The following is a 15,400-nucleotide window of genomic DNA, read 5'->3' as shown; positions in this document are numbered from 1 at the left end:
GCCCGCCTCGCACCTTCGTGATTTCTCCTGGACTACTTCTCCTGCGGATGCGTAGCCAGAGCCTCGACGGTGATGTCCATCCACTTCCACATCGGAAGAGACACCAGAGCGTCGTGCAGCGCGGCTGGATCAGCCGCCTCATAAAGGCCGATGGTCGCGTTCCGACCGGGCACTCGCCACAGTCGCTTGAGCACGCCGGCCTCCCTCAGCTCCATCGCCCGTTCCCGCTCACCCTTCTTCAGTTGGTCGCGGACGTCGTCCGGGGTGTCGTTCGGAAGCAGATTCTCAGTGCGGACCAGAAATTCCAATGTGCCGTCCTTTCGGTTCAGGTTGCCTTTGTGAGCGGTCACGCCGCGCTGATCTCGAGCAGCATTGCGGCTAGGTCAGCGGGAGCGGTGACCATGGCTTCGTGGCCGGTGGAGATCTCGTGAGTGGCCCATCCGCGTGCGGCGGCCTTCGCCGCGTGCGGCGTGAACACCCGCATCCAGTCCACACACTCGATGTACGCGGCGGGGACCTCATCGACCTGGCCGGTCAGCTTCAGTGGCTCGGTGTAGGTCAGCCAAGGGTGCGGCGTGAGTCGCGGGCTCAGCCAAGCCAGGTCGTCCTCCTTGGTCACCCCGAGCTTGGCCAGCGACCGCACGGGGACCAGCCAGCCGAAACCTGGCCCCTCCACCGACTCGCGGTAGTGGTGAGCGATGGTGGGAGGAAGCAGGTCGATGGCGGCTTCGCCGTCGTCGCCAACGAACGCGTCGAGGTAGATCCGCTTGTGGAGCCGCTCCGGAACCCGATCCGCCACACCGGTGATGACTTGACCGGCGTAGCTGTGGCCGACGAGTACGACGTCGCTGCAGTCATGGCCCTCGAGCAACGCCACTACGTCCTGGACGTGGGTGGACAGGCCAACCTGAGGCGTGAGGAGGTGGGCACGGTCAGACAGACCGGTCAGGGTGGGGGAGAGCACCTCATGGCCGGCCGCACGGAGCGCCGGGGCCACTCGCTGCCATGCCCACCCGCCGTGCCAGGCACCGTGTACCAGGACGAATGTGGTCATCGGATCGCCTCCGAGTCTCGGTTGATCTGGTCGGCGTCGACGTAGCGCACGCCGAGCCGCTCGAGGAGTGGACGCATCTCGTAGATGTCGAGCCCGAGCTCGCCTTCACGGAACCGCCGCCGCTTGGCTGACTCGTTGGCCTCACGCTGAGCGGCGGCCTCGACAACCTGCTCACCCGCTGCCAGCGGGATGCACAGCACCCCGTCGTCGTCGGCGACGATGATGTCGCCGGGACTGACGAGCTGCCCGGCCACCACGACAGGTACGTTCACCGACCCGGGAACGGCCTTGGCCGTGCCCTGCGCGTGGATCGCCCGTGCCCAGACCGGGAATCCCATCGCCTGGAGGTCGGCGATGTCGCGAACCCCTGCATCGGTGACCAGACCACGAACCCCGCGGTGCAGCAGCTGGGTCGCGAAGAGGTCGCCGAACATACCGTCGGTCGAGCGAGATGTCGTCGCAACGACGAGTACGTCGCCCTCTCGACACTGCTCGATGGAGGCGTGGATCATCAGGTTGTCGCCAGGGTGCGACAGCACCGTGACGGCCCGTCCGGCGATCCGCGCGCCCGGATAGATGGGGCGGAGCTCCGGCTCGAGAAGCCCACGGCGGCCGTGGGCCTCGTGTGCCGTTGCCACCCCACTCTTCTCGAGCGCGGTCACCACATCATCAGAAGGGCCGCGGCTGGTGCGTACGATCACGTGCTCGGTCACTGCAGGACCTCCCCGACGATGGGGAACACCCGCTGGTAGGCCTCGGCCTGCACGATGGACTTCGCGCCGCCGTTACGGACGGCTTGCACGCCACGACGCAGGCCGAGGTCGGTGTAGTACGACAGCAGGTGGGACTGGGCGCCCATGCACTCCATGGCCTTCCGCTTCTTGTCGAAGACCGAGGTGATGTCCAGGAGCAGATTCGGAACGAAGCCGCACTGCTCGGGCTGGTGGGGCTCGAACTGCAGCACCTGAGGTGCCCCGATCGGGCTGGTGGCAGGGTCGTGCCCGGCGGCCTGGGCCACCTGGCGCGCCAGCAGCGTCGCCTCGTGCGCGGCATTGTGGTCCCGGTTGTAGGGATCGGAGGAAACATGGGTGAGTAGCACCTCAGGCTGAACCGCACGCATCGCCTCGACGATGCGGTTGAGCCCGGCGTCGTCCACACGCAGCGGGTAGTCGCCCAGGTCGAGGAATGAGATCGAGGCGCCGAGTGCGGCGGCCGCGGCCTCAGCCTCGGCACGCCGGGCGTCCTTGGCCGCCTCCAGCGTCATCCCTTCCTGCCGCCACAGTCCTTGGGACTCGCCGCGCTCGCCGTAGCTCAGACACACGATCTGCACGTCGTAGCCACGTTCCGCATACAGGGCGAGCGCTCCGCCTGCCCGCCACACGAAGTCGCCGGAATGGGCACTGATCACCAGCACTGACGATTGTCCGTCTGTCGCCATCTTCGTCGAACCTCTCTGGTCGTCTTGTCATCGTTCGCTCGGCCGCAATGGCCCAGTCCTTGTCGACGCTAGGCGGGCGCGATGCGGACGGTAAGTTGCGAATGACCAGTCCTCCACGTCGCTACGTCCTCCCTCGGCTACGTCATCCGTCGCGTCGCGAAATGGGAGCTGCGCGGCGTACGTCATTTGTCGCACGGCGGGTTGCCCGGATGGGCTTGGGATCGAGGTCATCCGGTTGTCCCCGCGCCGCTCGCGCCGCCCTAATGTCGCTGACAGGGCCAAGTAACTGCCGAGATCACAGCGAGGACGCCATGAACTACTCAGTCACCAACATGCGGAAGGCTCCCGAGGGCTATGCCTGGAGCCGGTTCGGTCAGCCGGAGTACACGGACTGGCTCGATGAAAGCATGTCGTGGAAGGAGACCTGCTACATCGGCGACTGGTCGTTCCTGTGGCAACACCGCTTCACGGGCCCGGACGTACTGCCCATGCTGAGCGAGATCACCGTCAACAGCTTCGCCAAGTTCGACATCGGACAGTCGAAGCATGCGATCCACACCAACCGGGACGGGAAGGTGATCCACGAGGGCGTCCTCACCCGGCTGGGGAGCGAGGAGTACGTCATCCACGGCCGCGGTGGATTCTGGGCGGCGCACCACCTTGAGTCGACCGACTATGACGTCAAGGTGGAGCAGGACGACTGGTTCATCCTCCAGGTGTCGGGACCGCAGTCCATCCACGTCCTGGAGAAGGTCGCCGGACGCGGGTTGCGGGACACCGGGTTCATGCGGATCAACACGATCACCGTCGCGGGCCACGAGATCTACGCCCTGCGTCAGGGGATGGCGGGCGAGATCGGCTTCGAGATCCAGGGACCCATTGCCCACAAGGCGGAGGTCTACGAGGCGATCGTCGAAGCCGGCCGCGATTTCGGGATCCGCAAGCTCGGCGGACGTACCGCACCGATCAACCACCTGGAAGCGTGCTTCCCGACGATCGCCACCGACTACCTGCCGGCGATCTTCGAGCCGGAGACCAAGGACTACCTGAAGCTCTTCTCCGAGTCGATGCCGGCCTTCGCGCAGCCCGCTCACATCGCGGGCTCATACGATGGCAAGGAGATCTCCGAGTACTACCGCAGTCCTGTCGAGCTCGGGTGGGGCCGCAACATCAAGTTCGACCACGACTTCCTGGGCCGCGAAGCGCTCGAGGAGGAGAAGGCGAACCCGCGGCGGGTGATTCGCACGTTGATGTGGAACGCCGACGACGTGCTCGACGTCCAGGCGTCGCTGTTTCGCCAGGGCGATAACTACCCCTTCATGGACATGCCGCGCGACCAGCGAGGATTCATGTGGGCGGACCGGGTCACCCGCGACGGCGAGCTCGTCGGGGTGTCGACCTCACGCGGATACAGCTACTTCTTCCGCGAGATGCTTTCTCTGTGCACGCTCGACGTGGCACACAGCGACATCGGGACGGCCCTCACCGTGCATTGGGGCAACCCCGATGGTCCGCAGAAGGAGATCCGGGCGACGGTGGCGCCGGCTCCGTACAAGACCGACCGCAGGCGGTCGGACCTGCACAGCGCCTGACGCAGGGGATACTTGGCGGAGACCGCGACCAACGCAGGAGGTCCGATGACGATCAGTCAGCCATGGGTGGAGGTCCTGGACGCCCTTGGCACCGGCGTGGCCATTCTGCGGCCCGATGGGCGGATCCGATGGATCAACCGCAGCGGTGAGCGGATCCTGCGTAGCGCTCGTCAGGACCTGGTCGACGTCCGAACCCCTTTCGTGCTGCCTCCGGAGGAGGATGTCGACGGAGACACCGAGCGCCACGCAACGTGGGACGTCCGGGTCGGCGAGCCGATCGAGCTCGCCTACTCGGCGAGGCGCCGCGACGATCTCGCGCCCGACTCCAGCCTGCTCATAGAGTTCCGTGACGTCACCGAGGAACGGCACCAGCACCGGCGTGTTGCGGCGCTCGCCCGCACTGCAGCGGGCACCGCCTCGGACAGCTCTCTCGAGGCAGTGTTGAACGCGATGGCCGGTGAGGTTCAGCGGTCACCGGGGGTGGCCGGAACACAGGTCGTCGTCGTGGCGCCGGACGGGGAGGAGCTCCAGCTCATGGGGTCTGCGGGCTTCGCAGAGGTGTCCAGCTTCTTCGACCTGCTGATGGCGTCGAAGCAACGTGGCGCGGACCTCATCACCGAGCGTTGCCTGAACGAACGCCGCCAGTTCGTGCTCCCGAGGCGGCGTGAGCAGATGCTCGCCAACCCTTCCTGGGAACCGCTGCACGAGTACGTCGCCCAGATCCAGTGGGACGACTTCATCAGCACGCCTCTACTGTCTCGGGGCAAGGCTCTCGGTGTGCTCAACGTCTACGTCGCCACCGGGCACCAAGCAACGCCGGCCATGTTGGGCTTCCTGGAATCGATGGCCGAACAGGCTGCTCTCGCGGTGGACTACGCGACCTTGATCGCCAACCAGCGCTTCACCGCTCGCCGCGAGGAACGCGCCCGCCTCGCCCGCGACCTTCATGACTCGGTCGTCCAGCACGTCTTCTCGCTCGGCATGCAGGCGCGGGCACTCTCGGGCATCGGACGAGGACTTCCGCGGCCGCAGGGCGAACGGGTGCTGTCCATCGCCGACGAGATGGCGGATCTGGTCGACAACGTGAAGCGCGACCTGCGCGGCATCGTCTTGGCCATGCAACCTTCCGTCGCTGCCGAGCTCGGGCTCAGTGTCGCCCTCGATCGGCTCGCCCAAGGGATCGGACGGCGTGATGGGGTCGCGGTGGACCTGGTGATCGACCCGAAGGCCGACAGCTCCCTCGATGGCGCCGACCAGGCCGAGGACGTCTATCAGATCGTCGCCGAGGCTCTCCACAACGCTGTCAAGCACGCGCAACCGACCTGTGTCCGAGCGGAGATCATCGTCGACTCAGGCGTGCTCCGCATCGAGGTCGCTGACGACGGCCGAGGCCTGGCGGCCCGCCGCTCCGGCAACGGGGGCTTCGGCCTCACCTCCATGCGTGACCGGGCCCGGCGTTGGAGCGGGACGGTGGAGATCGACACACAAGTAGGTACGGGAACCCAGGTCCGCGCTGTGTTACGGCTGCCTGCGAACCGCCTTGAGCGAAAGGACAGGACATGACCGACCAGGAGACGATCTCGGTGTTCGTTGTCGATGACCACGAGGTGGTCCGACGCGGGATTGCCAGCTTCCTCGAGTTCGCCGACGGCATCACCTTCGTCGGCGAAGCCTCTGATGGGCGCGACGCGCTCGATCGGCTGGCTGTGATGGACGCGCAGCGCGTCCTCCCGGACGTCGTTCTCATGGACCTGCAGATGCCACGGCTCGACGGCGCGGAAACCGTCGCGCTCATCGCCGAGCGCCATCCGACCGTTCGCACGGTGATCCTGACCAGCTTCTCCGAGGTCGAGCGCGTGCAGGCAGCGCTCGCAAACGGCGCGTCCGGATATGTGCTCAAGGACGCCGCGTCCAGCGAGGTCGAGGCGGCGATCCGCGCGACGCAACGCGACGAGGTGTTCATCGACGCCGCCGTCGCAGGCAGCCTCACCAAGCGGTTACGAGGTCCGGGACATGGTGTGGGCGCGCTCAGCCCGCGCGAGCGAGACGTGCTCGTCCTGGTCGGCCGAGGGCTGTCCAACCACGCGATCGCCGAGCGGCTCTCGATCAGCGAACGGACCGCACGTACGCATGTCAGCAAGATCCTGACCAAGCTGGACCTCAGCACTCGTACCCAGGCCGCCTTGGTCGCCGTACGTGAGGGGCTCGTCGAAGCGAACCCCGAGTAGGAACCGAGGCAGATCAGCCTGGCCCCAGGCCCGTAGACCGGCCGCGACCCCGAGCAACGGGGTCGCGGCCGCTTTTGTGACGACATCTCGGTGCCGCGCCCGCTGACAGACACGCACCGTGCAGCGTCGTGACAGAGCAGTGCTGTGACGGACAACACATCCGTCCGCGAGGTGCCTAGCGTTCGGAGGACACGACCACGCATCAGAAGGAGTTGCCATGCCACGTCTGTCCACAAGCTCGGATCGCGCCCTCGACTACGACGCCATCGTCGTCGGAGGGGGCTTCGCAGGGCTGCACATGCTGCGCCGGCTGCGCAGTGCAGGATTCCGAGCCCACCTGTTCGAGGCGGGCGCCGAGGTAGGCGGTACGTGGTACTGGAACCGCTACCCGGGCGCACGATGTGACTTCGAGAGCTTCGACTACAGCTACGGGTTCGATGAGGACCTGCAGCAGGAATGGAGCTGGTCCGAGCGCTATCCATCCCAGCCCGAGATCCTGCGCTACCTGAACCACGTCGCCGATCGCTTCGGACTCCGCGACGACATCACGCTGTCGACTCGCGTGACGTCGGCGACCTATGACTCGGAGACCCACACGTGGACCGTGAACGCTGCTGCCGTCGGCGGAGCCGGTGAGTCCACCGAGGTCACCGCGCGGCTCGTGGTGATGGCAACCGGCGCCCTGTCCGCACCGCGGCTGCCGGATGTGCCGGGCATCGACACCTTCGCCGGCCTGCGACTGCAGACCTCGGCGTGGCCGGCCGGCGGAGTTGATCTCAGCGGCAAGAGAGTCGCCGTCGTCGGCACCGGCTCCTCAGGCGCCCAGGTGATTCCGAAGATAGCCGCCCAGGCAGAAAAGCTGCACGTGCTCCAGCGGACCGCCGGGTTCGTCGTGCCGGCGCACAACCGACCTCTCACCGCTGGCGAGCAGGACGCAGTGAAGTCGACCTACCGCGACTACCGCGACCGGGCACTCGACGCGTTCCTAGGGGTGCACTTCCCCCTCGCAGGCGAGTCGGCAGCCACCGCCGATCCGGCCGAACGCACGGCTGCCTACGAGGCTTGCTGGCAGAAGGGCGGCGCTTCCATCCTCGCCTCCTACCCCGATCTGCTCGCCGATCCAGCCGCCAACGAGACCCTTGCAGAGTTCCTGCGCGGGAAGATCGCCGAGACCGTGCACGACCCGGCGACCGCCAAGCGCCTCACCCCGCAGGGGTTTCCGGTAGGAGCTAAACGGCTCGTGGTCGAGACCGACTACTACCCGACGTTCAACCGTCCGAACGTCGAGCTCGTCGACCTGGGTGAGGAGCCGCTCACCGAGGTCACTCCCTCCGGTGTCCGGGTAGGCGATCGGGAGATCGAACTCGATGCACTGATCTTCGCCACCGGGTTCGACGCGCTGACCGGGCCGCTGCTGTCCATCGACCTCCGGGGCTCCGGGGATCAGCGGCTGGCCGAGGCATGGTCCGTCGGCCCGACCACCTACCTCGGCCTCGCCGTCCCCGGGTTCCCCAACCTGCTGACTGTCGCAGGCCCCGGCAGCCCATCGGTGCTCAGCAATGTCGTTCGCTGCACCGAGGAGAACGTCGAATGGATCGGAGCACTCGCAGAACACCTGCGCGCCCACGACCTGACTGAGGTTCAGGCAACGGCCGAGGCTGCGCGAGCCTGGACCGAGCACGTCACCGAGATCGCCGGGATGACCGTCTTGACCTCGGCCGACTCGTGGTACCTCGGGGCGAACGTGCCGGGGAAGCCGCGGGTGTTCATGCCGTACGCCGGCGGATTCCCCGAATACCGACGCCGCTGCGCCGAGGTTGCGGACGCCGACTATGCGGGTTTCGCCCTGTCCTGACCGTTCCTCCCACAGCTCATAACTCACCACTCATGAAGGAGTGACCCATGGAACTCACTGACAAGCGCGCCATCATCACCGGTGGCGCGGCCGGAATCGGGCGCGCGACTGCAACTCTCATGGCTTCCCGCGGTGCGGCCGTCCTGCTCGTCGATCGCGACGAGGCCGGTCTCAAAGAGACGGCGGAGGCGATCGCCTCCGCCGGTGGGACGGTGCACACGACCAACGCCGACGTCTCCGACGAGCAGGCGGTGCAGGAGTACGTCGGCTACGCCAAGGAGCTGTTCGACGGGCGTATCGACGTCCTGTTCAACAATGCCGGCATCGAGGGTCCCGTCGCGGACCTGGTCGACTACCCGGTTGAGGACTTCGACAAGGTCATCGCGGTCAACCTGCGTGGGGTCTTCCTCGGTCTCAAGCACGTCTTGCCGGTCATGATCGCCCAAGGCAGCGGCTCCGTCATCAACACGGGCTCGGTCGCCAGCGCCCGGGGGCTGGCAGGAGCCATCAGCTACAACGCGGCCAAGGCTGCCGTGCTGGGCATGACCCGCGCCGCCACCGCGGAGCTGGGGTCCGCCGGCGTACGTGTCAACGCCGTGCTTCCAGGCATGATCGAGACTCGAATGCTGCGCAACCTCGTCACCCTCATCGCGGGAGACGTCGAGACCGGACTCGAGGTCGTGGCCCAATCGGCGCCCCTGGGCCGCAACGGGCGACCCGAGGACGTCGCCGAGATGGTGGCATTCCTCGCCTCCGACGCCTCGTCCTATGTCACCGGCGCCGGCTTCCCGGTCGACGGTGGCGGGCTCGCAGTCATGGCCAACGGGCGATGAGCACGGTAGACGCGAGTGGTGCCGCCACCGACTCCAGGTTCGGGTTCGGCGGCCTCCCGGGCCGGATCATCCAGAGCGCGTTCGTCGTTCCTGACCTCCACGCTGCCATCGAGCGATGGGCTGGCGAGCTGCGAACTGGTCCGTGGTTCCTCTTCGACCACTTTCCGGGCGAGGGTGAGGCGAGCTACCGGGGCGGCCCGTCGAGCGCCGATGTTTCTATCGCGATGGCGTTCACGGGCAGCCTGCAGATCGAGCTCATCCAGCCCAACGACAACGCTCCCTCGGTCTACCGGGAGACGATCGAGCGAAGGGGCCACGGTTTCCACCACCACGGGATCGCGAGCGAGGACGTCGAGGCGGACATCGCTTCCTACCGGACCCGCGGATTCCAGATCGCGTACCGAGCAGACGTACCGACCGGGAGACAGGTGGTGTACCTCGACGGTGGAGCGGAGGCCCCCGGCTTCATCGAGCTGATCCCGGCATCGCCAGCAATGGACGAGCTCTTCACCGGATTCTGGAAGGCGAGCATCGGATGGGACGGGACTGATCCCATCCGACCCGTCGGTTGACAGTGACTACGTCATCCGTCGTGAGGTGACACGGCAGGATGACGCTATCCAGCAAGATCAAACGGGAATAGCGTCGCGGGTGACCCTCGTACAGGGAGGTGCAATCTGTGTTCACCATCTCCACCCGCGACGTTCCTGTCCGGGAGCAGCAGGACTTCTGGCGCACCACTATCATCAACAACTTCTTCGCCGTGGACAGCACGATGCCGGCACCGCCGCAAGCCGGATACGACAGCAGGATGACTCGGATCGGGTTCGGCGGGCTGACCGTCGACTCGGTTCATGCGGATCCAGCACGTGTGAGCCGCTCGGCTCGGCTTGCTCGATTGTCGCCGAGTGAGACCATGCAGATCTCCGTGCTGCTCCGCGGCCGTTCGGCCCTCACCCAGGAGGGACGTACGGCAGCCCTCACAGAACCGGGGGACTTCGCCTTCATCGACACCAGCCGGCCTTATGTGTGCGAGTTCTTCACACCCGGAGACCAGATCATGGTCCAGGTGCCGCCGACAGTCCTCACCCCCGGCGTGGGTATCCCGGACGACCTGACCGCGGTCACCGTCCGAGGGCAGGCGGGTCTGTCCGCCGTCGCTTCGTCGGCGCTGCTCGCTCTGGACCGGCTGGGTAGCGACCGGAACGATGCTCTGGCGGGTTCCACGGCGCGCAGCGCCGTTGAACTAGCTGCTAATGCTCTCCTCGAGTGCCTACCCGGGGACCCAACACGGGCTCCGGCGGCCAGGATCCTCGAGCAGGCGCAACGGTTCATCGAAGCTCACCTCCACGACGCGGATCTCCGACCTGCTGACGTGGCTGCGGCAATCCCCGTCTCCGAGCGCTACCTGTACGCAGTGTTCCAGGAGAGTGGCAGCACACCGTCGCGCTGGTTGCGGGAGGCTCGCCTCGATCGTGCGCGCCGATTGCTCGATGGCACCCGGGGTGACGGCGCCCGGTCGATCGAGGCCGTAGGCGCCGCTGTGGGTCTTCCGCGGGCCTCTCACTTCAGCCGCCTGTTCCGCGAGCGGTACGCCATCAGCCCCCGTGGGTATCGCGACGCGCTTCACCCCGTGCAGCCGCGCGAACCTGACGGACCGTTCTCCCCAGTGCGCTGAGGGACGTGGCGGGTTTTCGTCACCTGCTCGCGTCCAGCTGATCTCCCAACACATGCGCCCTACATCGCCCAGACGCGCCAGATGGTGGTGTCCGCCGACGAGCAACGGAACACCACCATTTGGGGGAGAGACTAAGCGCGGAAGGTCACCGTGTGCGGCTCGGTGAAGTCCATGAAGCCGTCGGTTCCCATCTCTCGGCCGATTCCGCTCTGACGGAACCCGCCGAAGGGCGCACGATCGTCGCACGCGCCGGCGTTGGCCTGGTTGACCCACGTGGTTCCGGTTCGCATTCGGCGGGCGATCTCGCCACCGCGCTCCTCGTCGGCAGTCCAGACCGACGAGCAGAGCCCGGACCACTCGTTGTTCAGCTGGTCGACCAGACCATCGAGGTCCTCGAAAGGCAGGATCGGAACGGTCGGGCCGAACTGCTCCCCGGTGACGACCTCCAGAGAGGGCGAGGGATCGAGGACGAGCGAAGGGAGGAGGAAGTGGCCAATACTCTGCGCGGCCTGCTCCGTGAACGTGCCGAACTCACGCACTTCGGCCCCCGACGCTCGAGCCTCGTCCAGCAGGCGGCGTACGTAGTCGCGTTGTGCGGCCGTGTTCAGCGGCCCCATGTTGACGGGTTCGAAGCCGTTGCCGACCGCATAGCCCTCGAGGACCTGGCCCATGGCGTCGGTGAGCTCGGTGAAGCGGCTCCGCGCGACGTAGATGCGCTTGACGCTCATGCACACCTGACCAGAGGTGAGGAAGCACGCTCCCACCAGGTCGGAGACCAACGCGTCGCTGAGATCCGTGTCCTCGAGAACGATGGCGGGGTCGTTGCCGCCGAGCTCCAGCGTCACCTTCGTCAGCGACTGAGCAGCCAGGGCCATGATGCGAGTGCCGGCGGCGGTGCTCCCGGTGAAGACGACGTGCTGGACCCTCGGGTCGGTGATCAACGGCTCGACGTCAGGGTTCGCACCGCTGATCACGTTGATCACGCCCTTGGGAAGCCGTGAGCCGATGATCTCCAGGGCTCGGGTCACGGCGAGCGGCGTCGTGGGCGGCGGCTTCACCACCACGGTGTTGCCCGCGACAAGTGCATAGGGCAGGCTCGCGGCAAGAATCGCCAGGGGCCAGTTGAACGGCACGATGATGCTCACGACCCCGACTGGAAGGCGGTGAACCTCGGTGCGGAACGGGGGCGATGAGAACCGTTCTGGCTCACGGACCTCAGCGGCCAGCTCGCAGGCAGCCCGGAAACGAGACTGGAACACTGCCACGTCGATCGCCGCTTCGGGCTGGATCTTTCCGTTCTCGCGAACCAGGATCTCAGCGAGGTGACCCTCGTGGCCTTCGATCCCGGCCAGCGCGTCGAGCACGAGGGCCGCTCTCTCCTTGGCCGGTGTGCTGGCCCAGCCGGAGAAGGCAGCGTCCGCCGCTGCCACCGCCGCGCGGGACTGATCCTGGGATGCGTCGGAGAAATGACCGACGATCGCATCCGGTGCCGAGGGATCGCGGACGGGTGACCAGTGATCGGTTTCGACACTGGATCCATCGATGAACAGCCCGACACGCGTCTGGGTGTCAGATGAAGTGCTCGTGGTCATGGGAATGCCAACCTTCTCTCGTGCCGATCGCCGAGTCCTGATCGACGTACTTTTCGTTTGAAACGGATCTCGACTCAGACCGCGAACTTCCGCTGGGCACGCTCCACTTGGCCGAGCTTGGCGGCGGCGAGGCGGTGACGTTCGGGCGTGGAGATGCGTGGATCAGGGAGGACCTTCTCCTTGGCGACGAAGGCAGCGAGCAGAACGAGCTCGAACACCTTGGTGACCAGTTTGTTGGTGTGCGGGATCCGGTGGACACGATGGCTCGGTTCGCTGACAAGGGCCATGATGAGGCTCCTGCCTACCCCGCGGAAGCCCTTCGGGAACCAGTTCTGGGCGAACTTGTCGATGAGGAGCATGGCGGCCCGATGGCCCGTGTCGGTCTGCGGCCAGTCCCTTGATTCGAACTCGGCCATGAACTCGAGCATGCCCTCGAAGTTCTCCGGGAACTCCTGGGAGACGGGCCCGACCTCGCTGCGGAACAGCTTGGAGACTTCGTACCAGTACCGGTGTGCTGCGATCTGCTGCTTCTCGGTGAAGCCGCTCATTCCTACACGCAAGCGGAGCCTGTGCATGTCAGCGCCGAGGACGCACATGGTGAAGATGAAGTCACCGACGTCGGAGAAGAGGCCAGGATTCTTCTTCCAGATTCCCTCATGGATCTTGTTGACGATCTCGACCGACTTCTGCATCTCAGGGCTGGAGGGCCCGCGCTCGAACCAGGTCCACAGATGATCGCTCGTGTCCTGCTCCCGCTTGTCCGTGCGGGCGAAGATCTTGTTGGTCGCTTCGAATGCCGCCGGCCCGGTCGGGGGCAACGTGAACTGCGTGAACCCGGTCGTGTAGAGGAAACTCATCATGAAGTCGTTCACCCAGTAGCAGGTCGAGAGCTTCCAGATGGCCTCGTAGTCGACAGTCGGGTCCAACCGCTCGATCTCCGCAGAGATCCACTTGTACCCACGCTGCTTGGTCATGCGCACTTCCCCTAACCTTGGATATCGGATCTGCGGCCTGCAACTCCCCGGACAGGGTGGAACGTCGCGGCGCACCGATCGTCTTTGATGCTTATGAGGAACGGTAGAAGGCTGTGACCTCCGTCATAACGTCCCGTTGACCAGTCTGCAATGAGTCATATGACGCATCGGCACCGATCCGGCGGGCCGAACCGGCGACCAGCGACCGGGGATGCGTCATTCGTCTCGGTCGGCATCGGCACGATGCCACTGCCATCGCCGCTCGTCGGGTGCTTCACTGGAGCGGACGAAGCACCAGGTAACGGGAGTCCGTCAACGGCTTCACATCGACGGCGCCAGTGGCACGCCGAGTCGAATCTCACCGCGCACGGTCGCGACGTACGCGCCACGTTCCTTTGCGCGCGTGAATGCGTCCGCTGACATCACCCATGAGGAGACCGCATGAGAAGCACCACGACCGCTGGTGACCTGGCGGCGCGCCTGCAGGACTCCGGCATGCCTCTGGTCTGCGGTGTCGTCAACGTCACGCCGGACTCGTTCTCGGACGGAGGTCGCTTCTTCGCCCGCTCGGCTGCTGTGGAGCATGCGCTACGGCTGGTCGAGGAAGGCGCCGACGTGATCGACATCGGAGGGGAGTCGACGCGACCCGGTTCCCGGAGACCCAACGAGCACGAAGAGCTCGACCGCGTGCTGCCGGTCGTGGCCGAGGTGGTGGAACGGACCGGTTGTGCTGTGTCGGTTGACACCTCCCGCCCGGCCGTCATGAACGCGGCTGTCGACGCCGGCGCCGTCATGGTCAATGACGTACGCGGACTCCGCGAGCCGGGCGTGCTCGAGGCGGTCGCCTCCCGCGGGGTGACCGTCTGTGTATCCCACATGAGCGGCGAGCCGGGGACGATGCAGCTCGCGCCCGCCTACAACGATGTCGTCGCCGATGTTGCGAACTATCTCGCGGATCGTGCGGCCGTCTGCGTGCGTGCGGGCGTCGAGCTGAGCTCGATCGTCGTGGACCCCGGATTCGGCTTCGGGAAGACACTCCAGCACAACCTTGCGCTGATCTCGGGGCTCCGGCGCCTAGCTGCTCTCGGGTTTCCGGTGATGGCGGGAATCTCGCGCAAGTCGATGCTCGGCGAGATCACCGGCAGGCCTGTCGACGAGCGCCTGCCGGCTTCATTGGCTGCCGGCCTGGTGGCGGCAGAGAACGGCGCTCGGATGATACGGGTCCACGACGTCTCGGCCACGCGTGACGCACTCGCGGTCTGGGAGGCAGTACGCGGGATCTCGGATCGGGCACCGGCCGGGGTCGCGTCGTACTCCCGGATCAGCCACACACGTTGACCTGATTGCCAGGAGATGGAAGGTCAGATGACAAAGGACGACGGGGTTGAGGCTCTGAAGCTCTCCGCGCCGAAGGACTACGCCGCCGGCGTGCCGGCGGTGGTACACGCCCTGGAGTATGCGCTGGCCGAGGCGGGGCCGCGGCGTACGGCGTTGACGTTGTTGAACCTCAACCAGGCCGACGGGATCGACTGTCCGGGTTGTGCGTGGCCGGATCCGGGGCATCGGCATCGCAACGAGTACTGCGAGAACGGTGCGAAGCACATCGCGGACGAGGCGACGACGCGGCGGGTGACCCGCGAGTTCTTCGCCGAGCACCCGGTGGCCGAGCTGGATGGTCGTTCGGATCGGTGGTTGAACCAGCAGGGTCGGTTGACCGAGCCGATGGTGAAGAGACCGGGTGGCACGCACTATGAGCCGATCGGGTGGAACGAGACGTTCGAGCTGATCGCGGGTGAGCTGCGTGGGTTGGCCTCGCCGAATGAGGCGATGTTCTACACCTCGGGCCGGTTGAGCAACGAGGCGGCGTTTCTGCTGCAGCTCTTCGCGCGGTCGTTCGGCACGAACAATCTTCCGGACTGTTCGAACATGTGTCATGAGTCGTCCGGTTCGGGGTTGGGGGAAACCCTGGGGATCGGCAAGGGCAGTGTCTCGCTGGAGGACATCCACGAGTCGGACCTGGTATTCGTGGTGGGCCAGAACCCGGGCACGAACCATCCACGAATGTTGTCGGCGTTGGAGCAGACCAAGCGCAACGGTGGCACGGTGATCGCGGTCAACCCGCTGCCCGAGGCTGGGTTGCGGCGGTTCAAGAACCC

15 protein-coding genes are annotated in these 15,400 nt (G+C 66.1%); 9 read left to right on the top strand and 6 right to left on the bottom strand.

Annotation, left to right across the window (positions count from 1 at the left end; all coding sequences use genetic code 11):
* Nucleotides 1–32: 32 nt before the first annotated feature.
* Genes ABTX24_RS17375 through ABTX24_RS17360 form a run of 4 tightly spaced genes read right to left on the bottom strand, consistent with a single transcriptional unit; the run spans nucleotide 33 to nucleotide 2,462 of the window.
* Nucleotides 33–350 (bottom strand): muconolactone Delta-isomerase family protein, encoded by a 318-nt coding sequence (locus ABTX24_RS17375; protein WP_350841265.1) that lies wholly within the window; start codon nucleotides 348–350, stop codon nucleotides 33–35.
* Nucleotides 347–1,054 carry an alpha/beta fold hydrolase gene (locus ABTX24_RS17370; RefSeq protein WP_350841263.1) on the bottom strand — a complete coding sequence of 236 codons (708 nt, stop codon included), beginning with the start codon at nucleotides 1,052–1,054 and terminating at the stop codon, nucleotides 347–349. The genes ABTX24_RS17375 and ABTX24_RS17370 overlap by 4 nt, the downstream gene beginning before the upstream one ends.
* The gene (locus ABTX24_RS17365; protein ID WP_350841261.1) at nucleotides 1,051–1,767 is read right to left on the bottom strand and encodes a 4-carboxy-4-hydroxy-2-oxoadipate aldolase/oxaloacetate decarboxylase; all 717 of its coding nucleotides are present in this window, start codon (nucleotides 1,765–1,767) and stop codon (nucleotides 1,051–1,053) included. The genes ABTX24_RS17370 and ABTX24_RS17365 overlap by 4 nt, the downstream gene beginning before the upstream one ends.
* A complete protein-coding gene (locus ABTX24_RS17360; RefSeq protein WP_350841259.1) occupies nucleotides 1,764–2,462 on the bottom strand; it encodes a PIG-L deacetylase family protein in 699 nt (232 codons plus the stop codon). The genes ABTX24_RS17365 and ABTX24_RS17360 overlap by 4 nt, the downstream gene beginning before the upstream one ends.
* 341 nt (nucleotides 2,463–2,803) lie before the next feature.
* On the opposite strand from ABTX24_RS17360, the gene ABTX24_RS17355 reads away from it, so the two are divergent.
* From ABTX24_RS17355 to ABTX24_RS17325, 7 genes are all read left to right on the top strand, one after another.
* Entirely contained in the window at nucleotides 2,804–4,084 is a 1,281-nt protein-coding gene (locus ABTX24_RS17355) for a hypothetical protein (RefSeq protein WP_350841257.1), read from the top strand.
* Between the two features lie 45 nt (nucleotides 4,085–4,129).
* Complete coding sequence (locus ABTX24_RS17350) at nucleotides 4,130–5,647, top strand: sensor histidine kinase (protein ID WP_350841255.1); 1,518 nt, start codon at nucleotides 4,130–4,132, stop codon at nucleotides 5,645–5,647.
* Nucleotides 5,644–6,312, top strand: a complete 669-nt coding sequence (locus tag ABTX24_RS17345) for a response regulator (RefSeq protein WP_350841253.1) — start codon at nucleotides 5,644–5,646, stop codon at nucleotides 6,310–6,312. Before ABTX24_RS17350 ends, ABTX24_RS17345 begins: the two co-directional genes overlap by 4 nt.
* Before the next feature lie 217 nt (nucleotides 6,313–6,529).
* Complete coding sequence (locus ABTX24_RS17340) at nucleotides 6,530–8,167, top strand: flavin-containing monooxygenase (RefSeq protein WP_350841251.1); 1,638 nt, start codon at nucleotides 6,530–6,532, stop codon at nucleotides 8,165–8,167.
* 47 nt (nucleotides 8,168–8,214) lie between these two features.
* Nucleotides 8,215–9,000 carry an SDR family NAD(P)-dependent oxidoreductase gene (locus ABTX24_RS17335; protein ID WP_350841249.1) on the top strand — a complete coding sequence of 262 codons (786 nt, stop codon included), beginning with the start codon at nucleotides 8,215–8,217 and terminating at the stop codon, nucleotides 8,998–9,000.
* On the top strand, nucleotides 8,997–9,572 hold the full coding sequence (locus ABTX24_RS17330) for a VOC family protein (protein ID WP_350841247.1): 576 nt from the start codon (nucleotides 8,997–8,999) through the stop codon (nucleotides 9,570–9,572). Before ABTX24_RS17335 ends, ABTX24_RS17330 begins: the two co-directional genes overlap by 4 nt.
* A 107-nt stretch (nucleotides 9,573–9,679) precedes the next feature.
* Complete coding sequence (locus ABTX24_RS17325) at nucleotides 9,680–10,678, top strand: helix-turn-helix domain-containing protein (RefSeq protein WP_350841245.1); 999 nt, start codon at nucleotides 9,680–9,682, stop codon at nucleotides 10,676–10,678.
* A gap of 131 nt (nucleotides 10,679–10,809) precedes the next feature.
* Here ABTX24_RS17325 and ABTX24_RS17320 read toward each other — a convergent pair whose 3' ends face one another.
* Both ABTX24_RS17320 and ABTX24_RS17315 read right to left on the bottom strand, forming a co-directional pair.
* Nucleotides 10,810–12,270, bottom strand: a complete 1,461-nt coding sequence (locus tag ABTX24_RS17320; RefSeq protein ID WP_350841244.1) for an aldehyde dehydrogenase family protein — start codon at nucleotides 12,268–12,270, stop codon at nucleotides 10,810–10,812.
* 74 nt (nucleotides 12,271–12,344) lie between these two features.
* Nucleotides 12,345–13,244 (bottom strand): hypothetical protein, encoded by a 900-nt coding sequence (locus ABTX24_RS17315; RefSeq protein ID WP_350841242.1) that lies wholly within the window; start codon nucleotides 13,242–13,244, stop codon nucleotides 12,345–12,347.
* A gap of 441 nt (nucleotides 13,245–13,685) precedes the next feature.
* On the opposite strand from ABTX24_RS17315, the gene folP reads away from it, so the two are divergent.
* Together folP and ABTX24_RS17305 are read left to right on the top strand one after the other, a co-directional pair.
* A complete protein-coding gene (gene folP, locus ABTX24_RS17310; protein ID WP_350841240.1) occupies nucleotides 13,686–14,582 on the top strand; it encodes a dihydropteroate synthase in 897 nt (298 codons plus the stop codon).
* A 27-nt stretch (nucleotides 14,583–14,609) separates the two neighbouring features.
* Nucleotides 14,610–15,400: molybdopterin-dependent oxidoreductase (locus ABTX24_RS17305; protein ID WP_350841238.1), on the top strand; the 791-nt coding region annotated here is incomplete at its 3' end.

Source organism: Nocardioides sp. NPDC127514 (assembly GCF_040302125.1).
Taxonomy (GTDB): Bacteria; Actinomycetota; Actinomycetes; order Propionibacteriales; family Nocardioidaceae; genus Nocardioides.
This window is presented reverse-complemented; position numbering and strand designations above follow the sequence as displayed.

Coding starts and splice junctions, on each gene's coding strand:
- ABTX24_RS17370 (WP_350841263.1), bottom strand. CDS start 1,054: ATGACCACATTCGTCCTGGTACACGGTGCCTGGCACGGCGGGTGGGCA.
- ABTX24_RS17355 (WP_350841257.1), top strand. CDS start 2,804: ATGAACTACTCAGTCACCAACATGCGGAAGGCTCCCGAGGGCTATGCC.
- ABTX24_RS17350 (WP_350841255.1), top strand. CDS start 4,130: ATGACGATCAGTCAGCCATGGGTGGAGGTCCTGGACGCCCTTGGCACC.
- ABTX24_RS17345 (WP_350841253.1), top strand. CDS start 5,644: ATGACCGACCAGGAGACGATCTCGGTGTTCGTTGTCGATGACCACGAG.
- ABTX24_RS17340 (WP_350841251.1), top strand. CDS start 6,530: ATGCCACGTCTGTCCACAAGCTCGGATCGCGCCCTCGACTACGACGCC.
- ABTX24_RS17335 (WP_350841249.1), top strand. CDS start 8,215: ATGGAACTCACTGACAAGCGCGCCATCATCACCGGTGGCGCGGCCGGA.
- ABTX24_RS17330 (WP_350841247.1), top strand. CDS start 8,997: ATGAGCACGGTAGACGCGAGTGGTGCCGCCACCGACTCCAGGTTCGGG.
- ABTX24_RS17320 (WP_350841244.1), bottom strand. CDS start 12,270: ATGACCACGAGCACTTCATCTGACACCCAGACGCGTGTCGGGCTGTTC.
- ABTX24_RS17315 (WP_350841242.1), bottom strand. CDS start 13,244: ATGACCAAGCAGCGTGGGTACAAGTGGATCTCTGCGGAGATCGAGCGG.
- folP (WP_350841240.1), top strand. CDS start 13,686: ATGAGAAGCACCACGACCGCTGGTGACCTGGCGGCGCGCCTGCAGGAC.